Origin of the sequence: Acinetobacter sp. 3657, assembly GCF_031456775.1 — a bacterium.
GTDB lineage: Bacteria > Pseudomonadota > Gammaproteobacteria > Pseudomonadales > Moraxellaceae > Acinetobacter.
In genome coordinates, this window is the sequence record NZ_JAVDVH010000012.1 from 73,256 (window position 1) to 91,140 (window position 17,885).

General features: G+C 39.9%; 16 protein-coding genes. 10 read left to right on the forward strand and 6 right to left on the reverse strand.

The features are described from left to right. The first annotated feature begins 155 nt into the window (after window positions 1-155). The 8 genes from mdtD to J2Y37_RS12825 all read left to right on the forward strand — a co-directional run bounded on the left by mdtD (window position 156) and on the right by J2Y37_RS12825 (window position 8,093). A complete protein-coding gene (mdtD, locus tag J2Y37_RS12790) occupies window positions 156-1,553 on the forward strand; it encodes a multidrug transporter subunit MdtD (protein WP_349033052.1) in 1,398 nt (465 codons plus the stop codon). A gap of 55 nt (window positions 1,554-1,608) precedes the next feature. After that, complete coding sequence (locus J2Y37_RS12795; protein ID WP_349033053.1) at window positions 1,609-2,367, forward strand: GH25 family lysozyme; 759 nt, start codon at window positions 1,609-1,611, stop codon at window positions 2,365-2,367. Then, entirely contained in the window at window positions 2,357-3,424 is a 1,068-nt protein-coding gene (gene dinB / locus J2Y37_RS12800) for a DNA polymerase IV (RefSeq protein ID WP_349033054.1), read from the forward strand. The genes J2Y37_RS12795 and dinB overlap by 11 nt, the downstream gene beginning before the upstream one ends. Before the next feature lie 297 nt (window positions 3,425-3,721). Further along, entirely contained in the window at window positions 3,722-4,444 is a 723-nt protein-coding gene (gene creB / locus J2Y37_RS12805; RefSeq protein WP_349033055.1) for a two-component system response regulator CreB, read from the forward strand. A gap of 3 nt (window positions 4,445-4,447) precedes the next feature. Continuing rightward, the gene (gene creC, locus J2Y37_RS12810; protein ID WP_349033056.1) at window positions 4,448-5,914 is read left to right on the forward strand and encodes a two-component system sensor histidine kinase CreC; all 1,467 of its coding nucleotides are present in this window, start codon (window positions 4,448-4,450) and stop codon (window positions 5,912-5,914) included. A 75-nt stretch (window positions 5,915-5,989) separates the two neighbouring features. Further along, window positions 5,990-7,393, forward strand: a complete 1,404-nt coding sequence (gene creD, locus J2Y37_RS12815; RefSeq protein ID WP_349033057.1) for a cell envelope integrity protein CreD — start codon at window positions 5,990-5,992, stop codon at window positions 7,391-7,393. A gap of 61 nt (window positions 7,394-7,454) precedes the next feature. Beyond that, window positions 7,455-7,658 carry a hypothetical protein gene (locus tag J2Y37_RS12820; protein ID WP_349033058.1) on the forward strand — a complete coding sequence of 68 codons (204 nt, stop codon included), beginning with the start codon at window positions 7,455-7,457 and terminating at the stop codon, window positions 7,656-7,658. A 78-nt stretch (window positions 7,659-7,736) separates the two neighbouring features. Then, complete coding sequence (locus J2Y37_RS12825) at window positions 7,737-8,093, forward strand: RidA family protein (protein ID WP_121930581.1); 357 nt, start codon at window positions 7,737-7,739, stop codon at window positions 8,091-8,093. On the opposite strand, the gene J2Y37_RS12830 is transcribed toward J2Y37_RS12825, so the two are convergent. The 4 genes from J2Y37_RS12830 to J2Y37_RS12845 all read right to left on the reverse strand — a co-directional run bounded on the left by J2Y37_RS12830 (window position 8,090) and on the right by J2Y37_RS12845 (window position 13,329). Beyond that, a complete protein-coding gene (locus J2Y37_RS12830; protein WP_349033059.1) occupies window positions 8,090-8,626 on the reverse strand; it encodes a DUF2726 domain-containing protein in 537 nt (178 codons plus the stop codon). The genes J2Y37_RS12825 and J2Y37_RS12830 overlap by 4 nt on opposite strands. Window positions 8,627-8,921: 295 nt before the next feature. Further along, window positions 8,922-11,297 (reverse strand): YgiQ family radical SAM protein, encoded by a 2,376-nt coding sequence (locus tag J2Y37_RS12835; protein WP_349033060.1) that lies wholly within the window; start codon window positions 11,295-11,297, stop codon window positions 8,922-8,924. A 187-nt stretch (window positions 11,298-11,484) separates the two neighbouring features. After that, window positions 11,485-11,991 (reverse strand): hypothetical protein, encoded by a 507-nt coding sequence (locus tag J2Y37_RS12840; RefSeq protein ID WP_130162868.1) that lies wholly within the window; start codon window positions 11,989-11,991, stop codon window positions 11,485-11,487. Between the two features lie 117 nt (window positions 11,992-12,108). Beyond that, window positions 12,109-13,329, reverse strand: a complete 1,221-nt coding sequence (locus tag J2Y37_RS12845) for an MFS transporter (protein ID WP_130162867.1) — start codon at window positions 13,327-13,329, stop codon at window positions 12,109-12,111. Window positions 13,330-13,569: 240 nt separating this feature from the next. On the opposite strand from J2Y37_RS12845, the gene J2Y37_RS12850 reads away from it, so the two are divergent. Continuing rightward, a complete protein-coding gene (locus J2Y37_RS12850) occupies window positions 13,570-13,788 on the forward strand; it encodes a DUF2798 domain-containing protein (protein ID WP_004668147.1) in 219 nt (72 codons plus the stop codon). Between the two features lie 313 nt (window positions 13,789-14,101). Continuing rightward, window positions 14,102-14,671, forward strand: a complete 570-nt coding sequence (locus J2Y37_RS12855; protein WP_349033061.1) for a transglycosylase SLT domain-containing protein — start codon at window positions 14,102-14,104, stop codon at window positions 14,669-14,671. A 62-nt stretch (window positions 14,672-14,733) separates the two neighbouring features. On the opposite strand, the gene cysK is transcribed toward J2Y37_RS12855, so the two are convergent. Then, the gene (gene cysK, locus J2Y37_RS12860; RefSeq protein WP_349033062.1) at window positions 14,734-15,735 is read right to left on the reverse strand and encodes a cysteine synthase A; all 1,002 of its coding nucleotides are present in this window, start codon (window positions 15,733-15,735) and stop codon (window positions 14,734-14,736) included. A gap of 242 nt (window positions 15,736-15,977) precedes the next feature. After that, complete coding sequence (locus tag J2Y37_RS12865; protein WP_349033063.1) at window positions 15,978-17,603, reverse strand: Na/Pi symporter; 1,626 nt, start codon at window positions 17,601-17,603, stop codon at window positions 15,978-15,980. Window positions 17,604-17,885 lie beyond the last annotated feature (282 nt).

Consider the following 17,885-nt stretch of genomic DNA (forward strand, 5'->3'; position numbering starts at 1 on the left):
CCATAGATTTTATTTTGTAGGGCTAATCTAGTATTCTGAGATGCAAGTTCGATGACACTTTTATGTCAGTTCGATGACCACTCTTTGACAATTTTTGTCTTTATTTCAATGACAATTGCATTAAACTAAAACGGATATTTCATCCACCAAGGCTCATGACAACAACCACGCATCAAGCTGTACAGCCCGAATTTCGTTTGTTGGTGTTATTGGTTTCCATTGGCTTTTTTATGCAGGCACTGGATACCACCATCGTCAATACCGCGATTCCAATGATGGCACTGCAACTCAATGAAAATCCATTACAAATGCATGGGGTAATTGTCGCCTACGTGCTTTCTGTGGCTGCTTTTATACCACTGAGTGGCTGGTTGGCAGATCGCTTCGGTATCCGCAATACCTATCTCGCAGCGATGGTCATCTTTAGTTTGGCATCGCTTGGCTGTGGTTTATCTCAGAATCTAAATCAACTGTTAGTCTGTCGTGTGATTCAAGGCATGGGCGGCGCATTGTTGATGCCTGTCGGGCGGCTCGCTTTATTAAAGCTGATTCCACGTACGCAATTTCTATCTGCCATGAGTTTAATGAGCCTTGCAGGTCTGATTGGTCCATTGATGGGACCCACTTTGGGTGGATGGTTGGTTCAGGTTGCGACATGGCACTGGATTTTTTTAATTAATCTACCCATGGGCGTACTCGGCGTGATCATGGCACTCAAAGTCATGCCAAATCACAAAGAACCCACAGTGAAATCGTTTGACCTGAGTGGCTTTATCTTATTAATCGTCGCCATGGTCGGGCTTTCATTGGGAATTGAAAATATTGCCGCACCACAATACTCAGGTGTCGTCAGTATCAGCTTACTGGTGATCGGGAGTATTGCAACGTTAGGCTATGCTTATCATGCACATAGCCACCAAAATGCACTATTTCATGGACGTTTGTTTCGACACAAAATCTTTTCCATCGGTGTATTGGGTAACTTTTTTGCCCGTTTAGGCAGTAATGCCATTCCCTTTATTTTACCGTTGATGCTACAAGTCGCTTTTGGTTTTGAACCTTTTATTACAGGTTTAATGATGATCCCAATGGTATTAGGTTCATTATTTTCCAAGCCAATTGTTCGCCCGCTCATTCAACGCGTCGGCTATCGTCGCTTTCTGCTGACCAATACGATTTTAGTCGGCTTGTGTATTGCCAGTTTTGCTTTAATGACTGCTGCAACACCGCTTTGGCTCAAAATTGTGCATCTCTTTATTTTTGGTACACTCAACTCACTCCAGTTTGTGGGAATGAATACCCTGACTTTAAAAGATTTACCTCAACACGATGCCAGCAGTGGCAATAGCTTCTTATCCATGATTATGATGCTCTCGATGAGTATCGGGGTAGCTTTGGCAGGAACATTGATCAATCTGTTTAGTCAGTATTATCCCTCAGCATCCATTACCACTGCATTCCATGCTTCACTGATTACGCTGGGTTGTATTAACATCATTACCGCGATAGTGTTTTGGCAGATTCCAAAAGAGACCACGGATGAGCTGAAATAGCATCCGCTCCGAAATCACGTTATGATGATTATTTTAAAATCGCTGTAAAATTTACATGCCAAAATCGAATCCGAAACCCGTATACCAACGCCGAAATACCTATGTCAGTATTGGGCTTGCGAGTCTGTTGGGTGTTTTGACGTATTTCGGTGTGTTCTACCAGCAAAAAGCCTCTGCCCAAGATTATGCCATTCGCGGTTTTGATGTATCCCATCATCAAGGTGAGATTAACTGGAAAAAAATCTCGCCACTGCAATATCAATTTGTCTATCTCAAGGCCACAGAAGGCGGTGATTTTAAAGACCGAAAATTTCAGGACAACTGGCTCAAAGCACGTGAACAAGGTCTACATGTGGGTGCCTATCACTTCTATCGTTTATGTCGTGATGGCAAAGTTCAGGCTGATAATTTCATTGCCACCGTACCCAACAAAACCGATGCTTTGCCACCTGTCATTGATTTGGAATATGACAGTAACTGTATTAATACCTATACCAAAGAGCAGTTACTCAAAGAAATTCAGCTCATGCATGATCAACTGCATCGACATTATGGTAAACAACCTATTTTCTATATTTCTAAAAGTTTTTATCACATTGTCTTGATGGGAAATTTTACCGACACGCCACTTTGGGTCAGAGACTACGATGGCAAACCTGAACTCAAAGATGGTCGAGCATGGTTATTTTGGCAGTACAGTCAAACAGGGAAAATTGACGGTATTGCAAAGCCTGTTGATTTAAATGTCTATGCTGAATCACCACAGCAGTGGCGTATGTTTTTAAAAGAACAAGGCATTCAGGATGACAAATGAACTGCGTAAAATCATCCATATCGATATGGATGCCTTTTTTGCTTCAGTCGAACTCAGAGAGCGCCCTGACCTCAAAGATTTGCCGGTGGTGATCTCCTCGCATCATCCTCGTGCGGTGATTGCGGCTGCATCTTACCCTGCGCGCGTCTTTGGTTTGCGTTCTGCGATGTCGATGGGACAGGCCAAAAAGCTGTGCCCGCAAGTGATTGTGATTGAGCCAAATTTTGAAAAATATCGTGAGGTTTCAGCACAAATTCATCAAATATTTCAGCAATACACCACGCTGATTGAACCACTGTCTTTAGATGAGGCCTATTTGGATGTCACTGAAAATCTAAAAAATATCCCAAGTGCCACCGAAGTTGCGACACAGATCCGTTCGGATATTTTCAAAATGACAGGACTGACGGCTTCCGCAGGTGTGGCACCGAATAAATTTTTGGCAAAAATCGCTTCAGATTGGAATAAACCGAATGGCTTATTCGTGATTAAGCCCAATCAAGTGCTGCAATTTATTCAAGACTTAGCATTGAGTAAAATTCCAGGTGTCGGCAAAGTCACCCATGAAAAATTAAATCAATTGAATTTGCATACCTTAGGCGATCTACAAAAAATCGAAGAAAATGTCCTTATCCATCATTTTGGAAAATACGGCAAACAGCTTTATTTATATGCACAAGGTATCGACCATCGTCCTGTCAAAGCTGAACGTGAACGTCAACAAATTTCTAAAGAGATTACCTTTGATGATGACTACAATCTCGATCAATGTGCGCATACATGGCAGCCGTTGACGACAAAGATCTGGCAAAGTTTAGATAAAAAACAACTCACCGCACGGGGTGTCAATGTCAAACTAAAGCTCAAAAATTTTCAAGTATTACAACACGGAAAAAGCTTTAAACACCCGCTACAGTCTCCACAACAATTATTACAAGTGGTTATGCAATTACTGAATGAAATGCATATTGATCCTAACTTTCAGTTTCGTTTAGTGGGTGTTGGGGTCTATCAGTTGCAACTGATTCAAGAAGAATCCCAACTTTCCTTATGGTAATGTCGTTTTTTACACAAAAATACCATTCACCCTGAAATTTATATTTGCTTTTTATGCAGTTTTCAGTACTCTAGGCAACGCAGTAGCATTATCCATGTTGCTTGCTCTTGCTAAAGAAATCCTCGCTTTTAGCATCTGCTCCTGTGGTTGGCGTGACGATCAAATCCGAATATTACAGGGCACTTCAAGTGTCCTTTGTTTTATTAAATAATTATAAAAATGAGTATTCCTACTTTTCTGTACCGTATCTTCCGCTAAACTAACCCAATAAAATTAGAAAATATTGATTAGTTAATCATGATGAATCAAAAACAAATTCTCTGTGTTGAAGATGAAGCTGCGATTATTCTCCCGCTACGTTATGCGCTTGAGCGCGAAGGCTGGAGTGTAAGCTGGGCAAATACAGGTGCTCAGGCATTACAATTTCTTTCGGAACAAGCTTTTGATTTTATTATTTTAGATGTCGGTTTACCTGATCTGAATGGTTTTGAAGTCTGCAAACAGCTGCGCCAAAAATATCAAACACCTTTATTGTTCCTCACCGCACGTGATGATGAAATTGATCGGGTTGTTGGTTTAGAAATCGGCGCAGATGATTATTGTACAAAACCTTTTAGCGCTCGAGAAATTGTGGCACGCATCAAAGCTATTTGGCGCAGAATGGAAATACAAACGCAAAATACCTCGTCACAACAATCAATCACCCAAACAGAAACTATCATGCAATCTACGACGTGGGCGTGCAATCCACAATCGCTGCAAATTCAATACTATGGAAAACCATTACAACTGACACGTTATGAATATCGTTTGTTATTTTTAATGATTCAGCATCCAGAAAAAGTCTTTAGCCGTCAACAATTAATGGATCATATTTGGGAACATCCTGAACATAGTTTAGAACGCACCGTCGATACACATATTAAAAGTTTAAGACAAAAACTAAAGCAGATTACCCCTGATGATGATCCCATTCGGACACATCGAGGGTTTGGGTATAGTTTAGTGAAGTTAGGTTAACCAATGTCCATCTTTATCCGCATTTGGTTTTTCTTTAGCTTGGTGGTGGTGCTAAGCCTGAGCTTTATTGCTTATACGTTGAATCAACAGGTTAAACCAAATGTCCGCCAAGTGGTCGAAGATACACTCGCCGAGAATGCCAATATCATTGCCCAACTGATTGCAGAAGATGTGGCACAACAAAAAGTCAGTACACCTGAATTTGATCAAAAAATTCAAGCAGCATTATCTCGCCAACTCAATGCCACAATTTGGCAGCATCAAAAAGATGAAATTAACCAACAACTGTATATTACAGATCAGCACGGTATTGTCATCTACGACTCAGAAGGACAAGCGGTTGGACAAGATTATTCAAAATGGAATGATGTTTATTTGACGCTGCAAGGTAAATACGGCGCACGATCTACTGCAACCAATCCTTATGATCGAAACAGCAGCGTGATGCATATTGCTGCACCTATTATCTACAAACAACAATTACTTGGTGTAGTCAGTATTGGTAAACCGAATCAATCCGTACAGCCTTATATTGCTCGCGCAGAACGTCAACTGATTCACCAAGCTCTATGGATTGCTGCATTGAGTTTATTACTCGCAAGCATGGTGGCATATTGGTTAAGACACAGTATTGATAAAGTGCGTCGTTATGCTCAAGCGCTAGCACCCGTCAATCAAGCTCCATTTTTCTATTCTGCAAAAGAGCTCAACCAAGTGACTCAAGCATTGAGTGAAATGCGAGAAAAACTTGAAGATCGCGCTTATGTCGAGAACTATGTCAATACGCTAACCCACGAGTTAAAAAGTCCACTCACGGCAATTCAAGCCAGTGCAGAACTATTACAAGATGATCTACCATTAGAAGATCAACAAAAATTTGCAGCACATATTGTTGCGCAAAGTCATCGCTTGCAATCCTTAATCGAACGCATGCTGTTGCTGACACGCTTAGAAAAAAATCAGCATGCTTTAGAGTTTCAAAATATTGATTTATCAAAATTGATTCGGGACTGTGTGATACAACAACAGAGTGCTCTCCAAATTAAACAGATTCAAATAGAGCTAAATCTTCCTGAAGATTGCTCAATTTATGCTGATCCCTTTTGGCTTAAACAAGCAATCAATAATGTCTTAGATAACGCAAGAGACTTTTGCCCTGAACAAGGTGTTCTCGCCATTCAACTCAGGGAAAATACCGTTACTAATGACATTGAAATTCTATTATTCAATGAGGGGGAAGCTATTCCTGAATACGCTTTAAATCGTGTCTTTGAAACCTATTTTTCATTACCACGTCCGCATAATCAGCAACGAAGTACAGGTATTGGTCTGAGTATTGTGCAGCAGATTATCCAACAGCATCAAGGTCACATCACCATTCAAAATATCCCTGAAAATTATTTAGATTTTTTAGAGCAACACAATTCAGGGGTACTGGTAAAAATTATACTTCATCGAAACTTCACATAAGCTTCAATTACAACTCATTTAGAACGCATATCGATTCGAGATACTTGTCATACCACAATGACAATGGAATCCACCATGCGCAGAAACTTTATTAATCTGAAAATAGGAGCGATTTTGTTCCTGATTTTGATTTTTTATATTGGTCTTTTTTTCATCTCCAATTTGGTAGATGAGCGCCAAAGCTATCAAAAACAAGTGATTCAGGACATTGCAAAAGAACAAATTCGCCCACAACAAGTGATTGCACCCTATTTAAAACTTCCCTATCAAATTAAAACTACATGTACCGATGAACACAAGAAAACTTACGATTGCACGCAAACAACATTTATTACATTAGGTGCAGAAACAACAGACTGGACAGCTCAATTTAAAGTTTCAGACAGTACCTACAAACGCAGTATGTATAAAGCGATTAGTTATCAAAATCACATGCGAGGTAAAGGTGTATTTAAAGGCGCCACGATTGAACCGCAACGCAACTATCTTTGGAATCAAGCTGAAATCATTTTTCCTATCCAAGATGCTCGCGGTCTAAACGCCAAGCCAACATTTAATATTGATGGAAAAAATTATAAGTTTGGCTTTTCTGAGCAAAGCCAAGGACAGCAAGGCTTTGATCTACTACATATCACCAGCAAGCAATATCCTGAACTGATCCAAAAATTCCAACAGGGTTTTAGCTTTAGCCTGCAATTTGATCTAGAAGGTTTAAGCGAATTTGCCTTTATCCCAACCAGTTACGAAATGACTTATCAAGCTAAAGGCAATTGGGGTGATGTGAAATACGATGGTCAAAGTTTACCTTTTAAGAAACTCAGCAAAAGACAACTTTTTGAAGCGGACTGGAAAAATATTGCATTAGGTAAACGCAACCTTGATCGACTTTCAACCTGTGAAAACAGTCAGTGTTTCTACCAAGCTTTAAATACTCAAAGCAACCTGATCAGTGATGTTGAAGCTTCTTATGCTGCTTCAAATGCATCTTCAAACAACATTTCTGGTATTTCAACGCAGTTTTTAGAACCCGTTAATATTTATACCCAAACTGATCGTGCCATCAAATATGGCATTATGGTGATCATTATTACCTTTGGTTGCTTCTTCTTATTCGAAGTTTTGAAGAATCTTAAAATTCATCCTGTTCAGTATGCTTTGGTCGCCATGGCACAAGGCGTGTTCTTCGTCTTATTACTATCAATCAGTGAATATTACGCTTTTTCCCTTGCCTATCTGATTGCGGCAGTTGCATGTATTGGCTTGATTACTTGGTATTTATACTTCGTCGTTCAAGGTTTTAAAGCCGCCATACTCTTCGGTGTTTTACTTAGTGCTTTATACGGCATGATGTATCTATTACTACAATCTAGCGGTAAAACTTTCTTATTTGGCTCCATTTTGTCTTTCATTTTAATTGCATGCGTCATGTACATCACACGCCATGTCAATTGGTATCAATCCGAACAACAAAGCGTATAAATGAATCGGGCAAGGCCATATCTTTGCCCAATTTTTAACAATGATGATAAGGAATAAGACCATGTATCACACGACCACTTCAGCTTTAAGCCAACTCAAACAACTGTGTCCCAACCAGAGCTCAATTGCGAGCTGTTTAAATCAACTTCGACAAGCCGAAATTCAATTTATGAATCTAGGCAATATTATTATTTGCCCACAATCCCGCTCTATTTTGATTTTCAAACAACGTAAATTAATGGAAATAGAAACTTTTAGCAGCTGATTTAAAACAAAATTACACAGCAACTAAAGGCCATCAAGTACAATCTTATAAATACATTTTTAATTAGGTAGCACCTCTATGTCTGTGCAACGACTGCATGTCACTTCACGTTTTTGCGAAGTCGCAATTTCAGGAAATCTTGTTCATTTGGCGGGTCAATTGGCAGATGATACCAGTGTAGATGTGAGCGCACAGACACAGCAAACCTTAGACCATATTGATCGTTTACTTGCTGAAGCAGGTACCGATAAGACCCATATTTTATCGGTATTGATTTTCTTAAAAGACATCGAAAAAGACTATGCAGCAATGAATGCCGTTTGGGATGCATGGATTGCTGAGGGTCATCCCCCAGCACGTACCTGTGTAGAGTCTAAACTATACGCACCTGAGGTCTTGGTTGAAATGACCGTGACTGCGGTACGCCCAGATTAAAATGATTTTGCCGCAAACACATTGTATTTCATCAAATGTTCAGTTTGCGGCATCGGACTTGAGATTGTGGATGTCGCAGAACTCATTGGATCAAATAAATCAGGGATCAAGTCCTCACGTAATTCTTGCTCAGTTGGAATACTGCTGTAACGAAAAACACGATATCCAGCCAATTCAAGTAGGCTGTCTTGATAATGCTTTTGATTCAGACGATTGACATAAGATTCATCTGCAATCTCAACAATCGCAAGCACCTGATGTTGTTGATCGAGCACCACAAAATCAGCAACCAAACCCTGATACTTGCGTCGCGTATGGCTAAACTTAGTGGTAAGCAAAGCATCAAACGATACATGTGCCAATATCGTATGACGGTGCAAAACGGCTTGCAAACGCATTAAAGTAATTTGCTCAGCAATATTCAAAATACCACGTCGCTTTAATGGACTATCTTGACGCCGATTTTGATGTAAATGTCGAAGTGCAAGTACTGTAATCAACAGCAAACCAACTATTGTTATGAAATAATACATTTCTAACTAATCCCTTTAGATTTTTTATAATCATTTTTGGCTTTATGCCAATTTTTTAATCAATAACAACGATAGTAAAGTTATTTTAACAGTTCAAACTTAAAGTTCTTAATCGGTCCTACCAAAGTCGTAAAAGCTTGCTGTCTTGTTATTTATAATCAGCATATCGCAAATATTCAAGTCGATATTGTCAGTATATGTTTCCATAGAGCATAGTTTTGAAATTGGACTGCGACCCATTTATCATTTTTATATAAAAAGAAGGCATGCTTCCACATGCCTTCTTTGATGCTGATTAGCGATGTGTTTTCGCTTTGGCTTTCGGCTTGCCTGAAAATGGTCTTTTCTCACCAGTTTCACGCGGTGGCAAACCCGTGTGTTGGGTCAGTATTTGACCTTTTTGCGGACGTTTTTGACCCGATTGTGGTTGCGATTGATTGCGTTTTGCTGAATCTCCCGCGACGGTCGAGTTCTTCTTACGCGCAGATTTATATTCACTCTCAGCAGTACCTTGAGGCTGATAAGTCGGAATCAAATGCTGTTTTGAGTTACCAATCAAGTCAGGTCGACCCATTTCTTTTAGCGCCTCACGCAACAATGGCCAGTTATTTGGATCATGGTAACGTAAGAATGCTTTATGCAAACGACGACGTTTATCGCCTTTAACAATATCGACATTTTCCGTATAACGCGCCACTTTAGACAATGGATTTTTGCCTGTGTAATACATGGTGGTTGCCGTTGCCATTGGCGATGGATAGAAGGTCTGTACCTGATCAGCACGGAAACCATTCTTCTTCAACCAAATCGCCAAATTCATCATGTCGTAATCGGTCGTACCCGGGTGCGCAGCAATGAAGTAAGGAATTAAATACTGTTCCTTGCCTGCTTCCTTACTGAAACGCTCAAACATTTGTTTAAAGCGATCATAAGTGCCAATACCCGGCTTCATCATCTTCGATAATGGACCTTGTTCGGTATGCTCAGGTGCAATTTTTAAATAACCACCAACATGGTGCTGTACTAACTCTTTGACATATTCTGGATTCAACACTGCCAAGTCATAACGTAGACCTGAACCAATCAGAATCTTTTTCACACCTTTGATTTCACGCGCTTTACGATAAAGCTGAACCAATGGTGCATGATCAGTATGTAGGTTTTGACAAACACCCGGATAGACACAAGATGGCTTACGACAGTTCTTTTCAATCTCAGGATCATTACAGTGCAAACGATACATGTTTGCCGTTGGACCACCTAAGTCTGAAATAATGCCTGTAAACTGAGGTGCGGTATCACGAATCTTTTCAATTTCCCGTAAGATCGACTCTTCGGAACGGTTTTGAATAATACGTCCCTCATGCTCAGTAATCGAACAGAAGGTACAACCGCCAAAGCAACCACGCATGATATTGACTGAGAATTTAATCATATCAAAGGCAGGGAAACGCGCATTGCCATAAGCAGGGTGCGGTAAACGTGCATAAGGTAAATCAAAGACATAATCCATTTCCTCAGTGGCTAGAGGAATCGGAGGCGGATTAATCCAAATATCACGTTCGCCATGACGTTGAACTAAGGCGCGCGCATTACCGGGATTGGTTTCAAGATGCAAAATACGGTTGGCATGTGCATAAAGGACCTGATCATTCGCGACCTCCTCATAAGAAGGTAAACGGATCACCGCAAGTTCACGTGGTGGCAGTTTATGCTTAATCGCTTTTGATGGTGCAGCTTTGAGCTGTACGATCTGTGTGTCAGGATCTAAATTATCCCCTTCACGGACAATCGGATTTGCAACGAATTCTTTTTGAAAATCTTGATATTGTGCCAGTGAGTTGCCCTTTTCTTTTTCAACTTCACAGCCATCAATATCTTCAGTCATCACATAGGGATTGATGATCTGATCCACTCGTCCGATGGTATCGACATCATTACTGGCAATTTCAACAAACTTTGCTTTTGAATTTTTATTATGTTTATTGATAATAAATGCAGTACCACGGACATCAGTAATATCCTGAACTTTTTCACCTTTCGCTAAACGATGCATCACATCGATAATGGCGCGCTCACCATTGCCGTACATCAATAAATCAGCCTTAGAGTCCATCAAGATTGAACGACGGACTTTGTCTGACCAATAATCATAATGCGCAATACGACGTAAACTGCCTTCAATACCACCAAGTAACACAGGTACATCTGGGAATGCCTCACGACAACGCTGACAATAGACTGTTGCCGCACGATCAGGACGTTTATTGGCTTCATTATTTGGTGAATATGCATCATCCGAACGGATTTTACGATCTGCCGTATAACGGTTGATCATTGAGTCCATGTTGCCTGCGGTTACACCCCACGCAATGGTTGGTTTACCGAGTACACGAAAACTTTCAGCATTGGTCCAGTCAGGCTGCGCGATAATACCGACACGAAAACCTTGTGCTTCAAGCACACGACCAATCACACCTGATACAAATGAAGGATGGTCAATGTACGCATCGCCGCAAACTAAAATAAAGTCACATGCATCCCAGCCGAGGAGATCCATTTCTTCTCGTGACATCGGCAAAAATGGTGCGGGTTCAAAACACGACGCCCAATATTTGTCGTAATCAAACAACGCTTTTGGCGCGGTCTGCATGGTATAGGCAGTAGACATAGCTTGCGAATCTCGGCTAGCAATAAGGAAGAGAGAGGCATCTCGGAATTTTTGATGCCAAAATGAAAGCTGATCAGTTTAACATGAATTCTATTCATTTTTATAGATTAAAAAACATACAAAAAAGATTCCCCATTCTTTAGCGTTTAGAGAATGGGGAAATATGGTGATAACTAACTGATAATGTTTAGGCTTCGTTTAAAAAACCTTCCTTAATTTCTATTGGTAAGTCTTTATGCCACCATGCATAAATTGATGCTTTGATATTCTCATCTTCCTCAGGATCGTTAAATGGCTCATCATCTTCTCGAATTAACTCATCCCCATTAAATTTGAACCAAAACTCCCAAGGATCATCATCACCACATCCCCATGCTTGGGCATGTATCTCTGGCAGCAAAGCTTTTAAAAAAAGTAAGATATTTTCAATATTTTCATCGCCAGAAGAACCATGAACAAAATCTAAAACGGCATACCCTGCCTCATAATATAAACTTTCTGGTTCCAAATCATATTCAGGCGAATCAATTTGATCAAGCAAGTCTTGTGCGGCTTCCACACTTTCTGGATTGATGGCTAAAGCAGCTTGTAAGAACCGTTCCGCATTTCCCTCATGTTCCTTAAATAAGACTTCTAATTGCCCCATTATTTTTGCATCTGGATGCTTATAATAAACACGACTATGTAATTCCATTGTTATTTCCCCATGATAAAAAATCTAAAAAATATGATAATGCTTTAAATTAGCACTTGCTTAAGTTACTAAAATCCAATGATTTTTAGCAAGTCCTCAGCGACTATATCTGTCGCTTTATTTTATGAGGTTATCTTGTTTTTTTGAGTCACCTAAATAAAAGGTGAGCATGAAACCGATTGCCAAGACCACACCCACACTTAAATTAATGCCGAGCCAGCCAAAGTTTTCCCAAATTAAACCGCCGCTGCTCCCCAACACACTAGATCCTAGGTAATAGCAAAATAAATACAGTGATGAAGCCACTGCTCGATATTGCACGGCTTGTACAGAGACCCAACTACTTGCGGTTGAATGGGCAGCAAAAAATGAAAAGGTAAAAACAGTTAAACCAATTAAGATGGCCCAAAGCGATGGGATCAAGGTAATCAATAATCCAATGATCATACTCAACAACAAAAATGGCAGAACTTTATCCCGTCCGTATTTAAAGCCCCATTGTGCCGCTTTAGGTGAACTATAAATTCCTGCCAAATAGGCAATCGAAATCACCCCAATCCATGTTTGTGATAAATGAAAAGGCGCTTCTAACAAGTGATAACTGATGTAATTAAACACCGTCACCAAACACCCCATCAGGATAAAACCTTGAGCAAATAAAATCCGTAATTTCGGATCTTTGAGATTCTGTTCAAAAGCAGCTTTAAAGCGAGAAAAACGGAACGGATAGGGTTGGAAATGCTGAGATTTTGGTAATAACAGATAGAATAAACAGGCGATTATAAGGTTGAGAAATCCAATAATATAAGTAGCAGATTGCCAAGAAATAAAATCGACCAACACCCCTGCAATCAAGCGACCACCCATGCCCCCAATCGCGGTTCCAGATATATAAAGTCCCATCGCGAAACCAATATCTTTTTGTGCGATTTCTTCCCCGATGTAGGTCATGGCTACGGCTGCCACGCCACTGACCGCTAAACCAATAAAAATACGGGTACCTAAAAACACTTCCCAAATCGGGAAAGAGGCACTGATCAGCAATAGAATCGAAACCAGAAATAAGGCAAACACCATAATCGGTTTACGTCCAAACCGATCTGAAATAAAGCCTGTAAACAACAGACCAGTTGCCAATGCAATGGTGGAAAAAGACAAAGGAAAACTACTATGCGTCGGGCTAACCTGAAAGAATTTTGCAAAAATCGGCATCATTGGCTGAACACAATAGAGCGATGAAAATGAAGCAAAACCTGCAAAAAACAATGACCATAAAATTGAAGTAAACGATTTAGAACCATACTCAATATGGCTTGGGCGTATAACTGATTCAGACATGACCACTCCTTTTGCCTGATCAGTATACGCGCGTTTTCACCAAAATAATCAACGACAATATAGGTGACTTTTCACTTAAATTTTTATAGCAATACATTCAAGTTTAGTCGGTTGATATGCCCAACAATGATTATCCTCATCCCTCAAGCCCCTCTAATTCACTTTTCACCTTTTCGAGCGAACACGGTATGATAGCAATTGGCCATGCCATTTTATCCAAACAACTCAAGAGGCTAACCGATGAAGGCAGCTACGCTTTTATTTCCATTAATTCTATCTTGTATCATGTCATTTCTAATTTCTGGAATCACCACTTTAAAAGCATTGGGCTTCGTTGAAAACTTCTTTTCCATGTGGATGTCAGCTTGGATGATTGCATGGATGTTTGCTTTTCCAAGTGTACTGGTTTGCGCACCTATCGCACAGAAACTCGTCAGTCTCATTCTTAAAAACCGTTAAAGGTCATCATCGTCAAAAATTCACTATAGGTTAAAACGCACACAACTTGCAGTGAATGGCGAATATACCCATACAAGTTTATTCCGTAATATATAAATCATAGAGAGACAGGAGGTCTCATTCAGAACAACAAGATGCACAGGACGTGGTCGTTGACAGGAGTTAACGGCAATAAACTGAATATAAAAAAGTCTCGATAGGATGTCGGGGCTTTTTTGTTTGTACTCAGTAAAATAACCACACTTGACGGCATGAATTTAACTTCATACCATCACCCTACTTTCGAATATGCGATTAAGTTTTTATTTTCACGATGATCACTCCAAAAAACAGTGTAAAACGCCATTTCAGTAATATCGCGATATTACTTTTTAAACTCAGCATGATGTTTGCTGCTGTTTACTTAACGGCTTGTAGCCATTTAAGTGGTTCAAGCGCAACACGCGCTCAGAAATTATCAGTTGGGATTCAAAAAGCCTATTCAGTACAACCAGATACAGCCAATCGTGTTGCTCCGATGATCATTCAAAGTGCTAAACAACACGATGTTGATCCACTGCTTATTGCCGCGATGATTCGACAAGAGTCAAGCTACAGACCTTATGTCACCTCGTCAGCAGGTGCAGTTGGACTCACACAAATCATCCCACGGTATTGGCAAAGCACCTGTGGCGGTAACTTATTTGATGAATATACCAACGTCAATTGTGGTACTTACATTCTTGCAAAATATAATCAATCTGCGGGCAGTTGGGAAAAAGCACTGGCTTATTATAATGTGGGGCCAACGGGTTATCAGCGCAATTGGAAAATGAAGCGCCAAGGTAAGAAATATGCGAAGTCGGTTAAACATCATAAAAAAATGCTGAAAGCTGCGTTATAAATCATTGCAGCAAGTATAAAAAAGCCACGCTTTAAGCATGGCTTTTTTTGCTAAACTTATAACTAAGCCTCATCAAATAAACCTTCAAACAATACTGAAGATAAATAACGCTCGCCGCTATCAGGTAAAATAACCACAATAGTTTTACCTGCATTTTCAGGACGTTCTGCGATTTGAGCTGCCGCTGCTAATGCTGCACCACTAGAAATACCAACCAAAATCCCTTCTTGCATCGCACATTTTCTAGCCCATTCAATTGCATCGGCACTATTCACGGGTACAACTTCATCGACCAAATCTAGATCTAAATTTTTCGGAATAAAGTTCGCCCCAATGCCCTGAATCTTATGTGGCGCAGGTGTAATACTTTCACCGCGTTTCGTTTGGGTGATGATTGCCGATTCAGCAGGTTCAACTGCAACAGAATACAAAGACTGATTTTTTATTTGCTCAAAATAACGTGAGATACCTGTAATGGTACCGCCTGTACCGACACCTGCAACCAAAATATCCACTTGACCATTGGTTGCTTGCCAAATTTCAGGACCCGTTGTTTCAACATGAATCTGCGGGTTTGCTGGGTTTTCAAATTGTTGTGGTAAAAAATACAGTTCTGGATTTTCCGTAGCCAAGCGTACCGCTTCATCTACCGCACCTTTCATACCTTTGGCTGGATCAGTCAAGACTAAGTTTGCGCCCAAAGCTTTAAGCACTTTCCGACGCTCTAAACTCATACTCGATGGCATGGTTAAAGTAATGGGATAACCTTTTGCTGCTGCCACGAAAGCCAAGGCAATACCTGTATTACCACTGGTTGGTTCAACAATATGCATCCCTGCTTTGAGTACACCACGTTTTTCCGCATCGGCAATCAAAGCTGCACCAATACGGCATTTTACTGAAAATGCAGGATTACGGCTTTCGATTTTTGCCAATACCGTTGCACCCGTTTTGATAATACGATTAATACGCACTAAAGGGGTATTACCAATTGCCTCTGCATTATTTTCATAAACTGCGATACCAAGATTGGCAGGTGTTGGAAATTGTTGATCAGTAGACATGTTATTTCCTTATTAGATTTGGAATGATTCCCAATCATTATAGGCATGTCAGCCTATGAGAAAAGTAGAAAACCTTAGCTTTTATGAAAAACAATATTTTTAGAGCACGAGATCTTAAGATTCATAATAACGCATTACTCCTTAGGCATACTCCACTGCAACGCTACAACTCATCACTACATAGAAAACATAAGCCCATAAAACCTGCGATTCATTTTTTATCATTTGAAAATGCAATCATGTCATGATGGTAATTGAGTTGATCCCAATTCCTCATTCAATAATACTTGCTCTGTATCACCCAGTAAAATCGCCACACGACTACAATGAATCACTAAATGTTCTAACCAACGTTGTGCAGCGAGTTGGTCCAAGGTATAAGTAACCGATACTGTTCTTGATGAAGAGTCCTCAATAATTTTCTGCCGAACCAAATCTTGATGTGCTTGCATCTCTGAGGAAAAATCAGCTAACTCATCTACAAGTTTTTTTGGGATTCGTGCAAATGGTTCATGCATTAAATACGGAATAAATTGCTCAAGAATCGTTGCAAACTGATTGGCCAATTCATGTATATTTCTTTGATTTTGAATGCTTTCAATATGCGCAACGCTGCTTAAATCATTTTTAAGAACACGGACATACACTGCCAATCTCAATAAAATGATTAAACGATGTTGATCTTCTAAGGATTGTGAAACCGTCATTTTATCTAAATAATGCTCAACTTTAAGCAAGGTTTGATCGAACTCATCCGTTTTAACCAATGAAGTAACGACGCCTCCACGAATACAACGTATAAAAATCCCATACATATCAGCTATCGATTGCAAAAGTGCACGTTCTACTGCTGCAATCGCCAAAGCAGGAACTGTATAAAGTGACTCGTCTAAATACCGTGTGATTAGCGGTTGTTTTTCGGGCAATAAACGAATAATCAATTGCTCAAATTGAGACAAAAAAGGCATGAAAATACATGCACCTAATAAACTAAAAGTCGTGTGAAATCCCGCAACTAAAATCACAGAATCCAGTTGATGAATACTTTCAATATGATGATACGCCCATATAAATACTGGAGATAATAAAATAAATGCAAAAATGGCAGTCACAATATTAAACATGACATGAACTGCGGCTGTTCGTTTAGCACTGGTAGTCGCCCCTATCGCTGCAAGGATAGCAGTTGCAACCGTTCCGACATTTTGACCAATCACTAAAGCCAGAGCTTGTTCTAAATTAATTGTAGAGGTAGAGAGCGCTGCTAATGTGGTTGTAATGGCTGCACTGGAGGATTGCAATAAGATCGTCATGAGGACACCAATAACCACAAGAATGAGTTTCATCATTAAAGTTGGTTCAGCCCACCGAGATAGATCGATTAATAAAGCCATACCACTCATGGCATCTTGTAAAAATTGGATCCCTAGAAATAACAGCCCAAAGCCTGCCAAAGTGAGTCCAATAAAACTAAATTTTTCTTTACCAAATAATTTGAGTGCCGCACCTATACCAATCAAGGGCAAGGCAAAACTGGCAATAGAAAACTTTAAACCGAGTAATGCAACCATCCAACCAGTGCTTGTGGTGCCTATGTTTGCACCGATAATCACACCAATCGCATGACTAAAACTTAATATTCCTGCACTGACAAAACCGATCGTTGCCAAAGTTGTAGCTGTCGAGGATTGAACCACAACGGTTAAACCAATCCCTGATAAAACAGCCTTCATTGGTGAGTTTGTAAATCTGACTAACCATTGCCGCAGTGCTTCACCCGCGATTGCTTTTAGGCTATCTGTCATCAGAGACATGCCTAAAAGAAATAAACCGATTCCACCCATCAACTGCACAATGACATTGAACACAAACATTTCCTTCTTATAATTTTAAGGTACTAAAAGTACATCTAAATAATAGCTTACATTGTTCTATTCAAATATTTATATTTGATTTACGCCTCACAATAAAGGACTGATTAAATTTAATGTGCTATCTAAACCCAAATTAATTATAAAACGCAGTTTTTCCCCATTTTTTTATTGAAATTCTACACAATAAAAAACCTCCCAACATAAGTTGGGAGGTTTAGATTTAAAAGCTGGCGATGACTTACTCTCACATGGCAAGTGCCACACTACCATCAGCGC

Coding starts and splice junctions, on each gene's coding strand:
- J2Y37_RS12830 (WP_349033059.1), bottom strand. CDS start 8,626: ATGTATTATTTCATAACAATAGTTGGTTTGCTGTTGATTACAGTACTT.
- cysK (WP_349033062.1), bottom strand. CDS start 15,735: ATGTCTACTGATCAACAATTTCCAACACCTGCCAATCTTGGTATCGCA.
- J2Y37_RS12820 (WP_349033058.1), top strand. CDS start 7,455: ATGTATCACACGACCACTTCAGCTTTAAGCCAACTCAAACAACTGTGT.
- J2Y37_RS12840 (WP_130162868.1), bottom strand. CDS start 11,991: ATGGAATTACATAGTCGTGTTTATTATAAGCATCCAGATGCAAAAATA.
- J2Y37_RS12835 (WP_349033060.1), bottom strand. CDS start 11,297: ATGTCTACTGCCTATACCATGCAGACCGCGCCAAAAGCGTTGTTTGAT.
- mdtD (WP_349033052.1), top strand. CDS start 156: ATGACAACAACCACGCATCAAGCTGTACAGCCCGAATTTCGTTTGTTG.
- J2Y37_RS12855 (WP_349033061.1), top strand. CDS start 14,102: ATGATCACTCCAAAAAACAGTGTAAAACGCCATTTCAGTAATATCGCG.
- J2Y37_RS12825 (WP_121930581.1), top strand. CDS start 7,737: ATGTCTGTGCAACGACTGCATGTCACTTCACGTTTTTGCGAAGTCGCA.
- creC (WP_349033056.1), top strand. CDS start 4,448: ATGTCCATCTTTATCCGCATTTGGTTTTTCTTTAGCTTGGTGGTGGTG.
- J2Y37_RS12845 (WP_130162867.1), bottom strand. CDS start 13,329: ATGTCTGAATCAGTTATACGCCCAAGCCATATTGAGTATGGTTCTAAA.
- J2Y37_RS12795 (WP_349033053.1), top strand. CDS start 1,609: ATGCCAAAATCGAATCCGAAACCCGTATACCAACGCCGAAATACCTAT.
- creB (WP_349033055.1), top strand. CDS start 3,722: ATGATGAATCAAAAACAAATTCTCTGTGTTGAAGATGAAGCTGCGATT.
- creD (WP_349033057.1), top strand. CDS start 5,990: ATGCGCAGAAACTTTATTAATCTGAAAATAGGAGCGATTTTGTTCCTG.
- J2Y37_RS12850 (WP_004668147.1), top strand. CDS start 13,570: ATGAAGGCAGCTACGCTTTTATTTCCATTAATTCTATCTTGTATCATG.
- dinB (WP_349033054.1), top strand. CDS start 2,357: ATGACAAATGAACTGCGTAAAATCATCCATATCGATATGGATGCCTTT.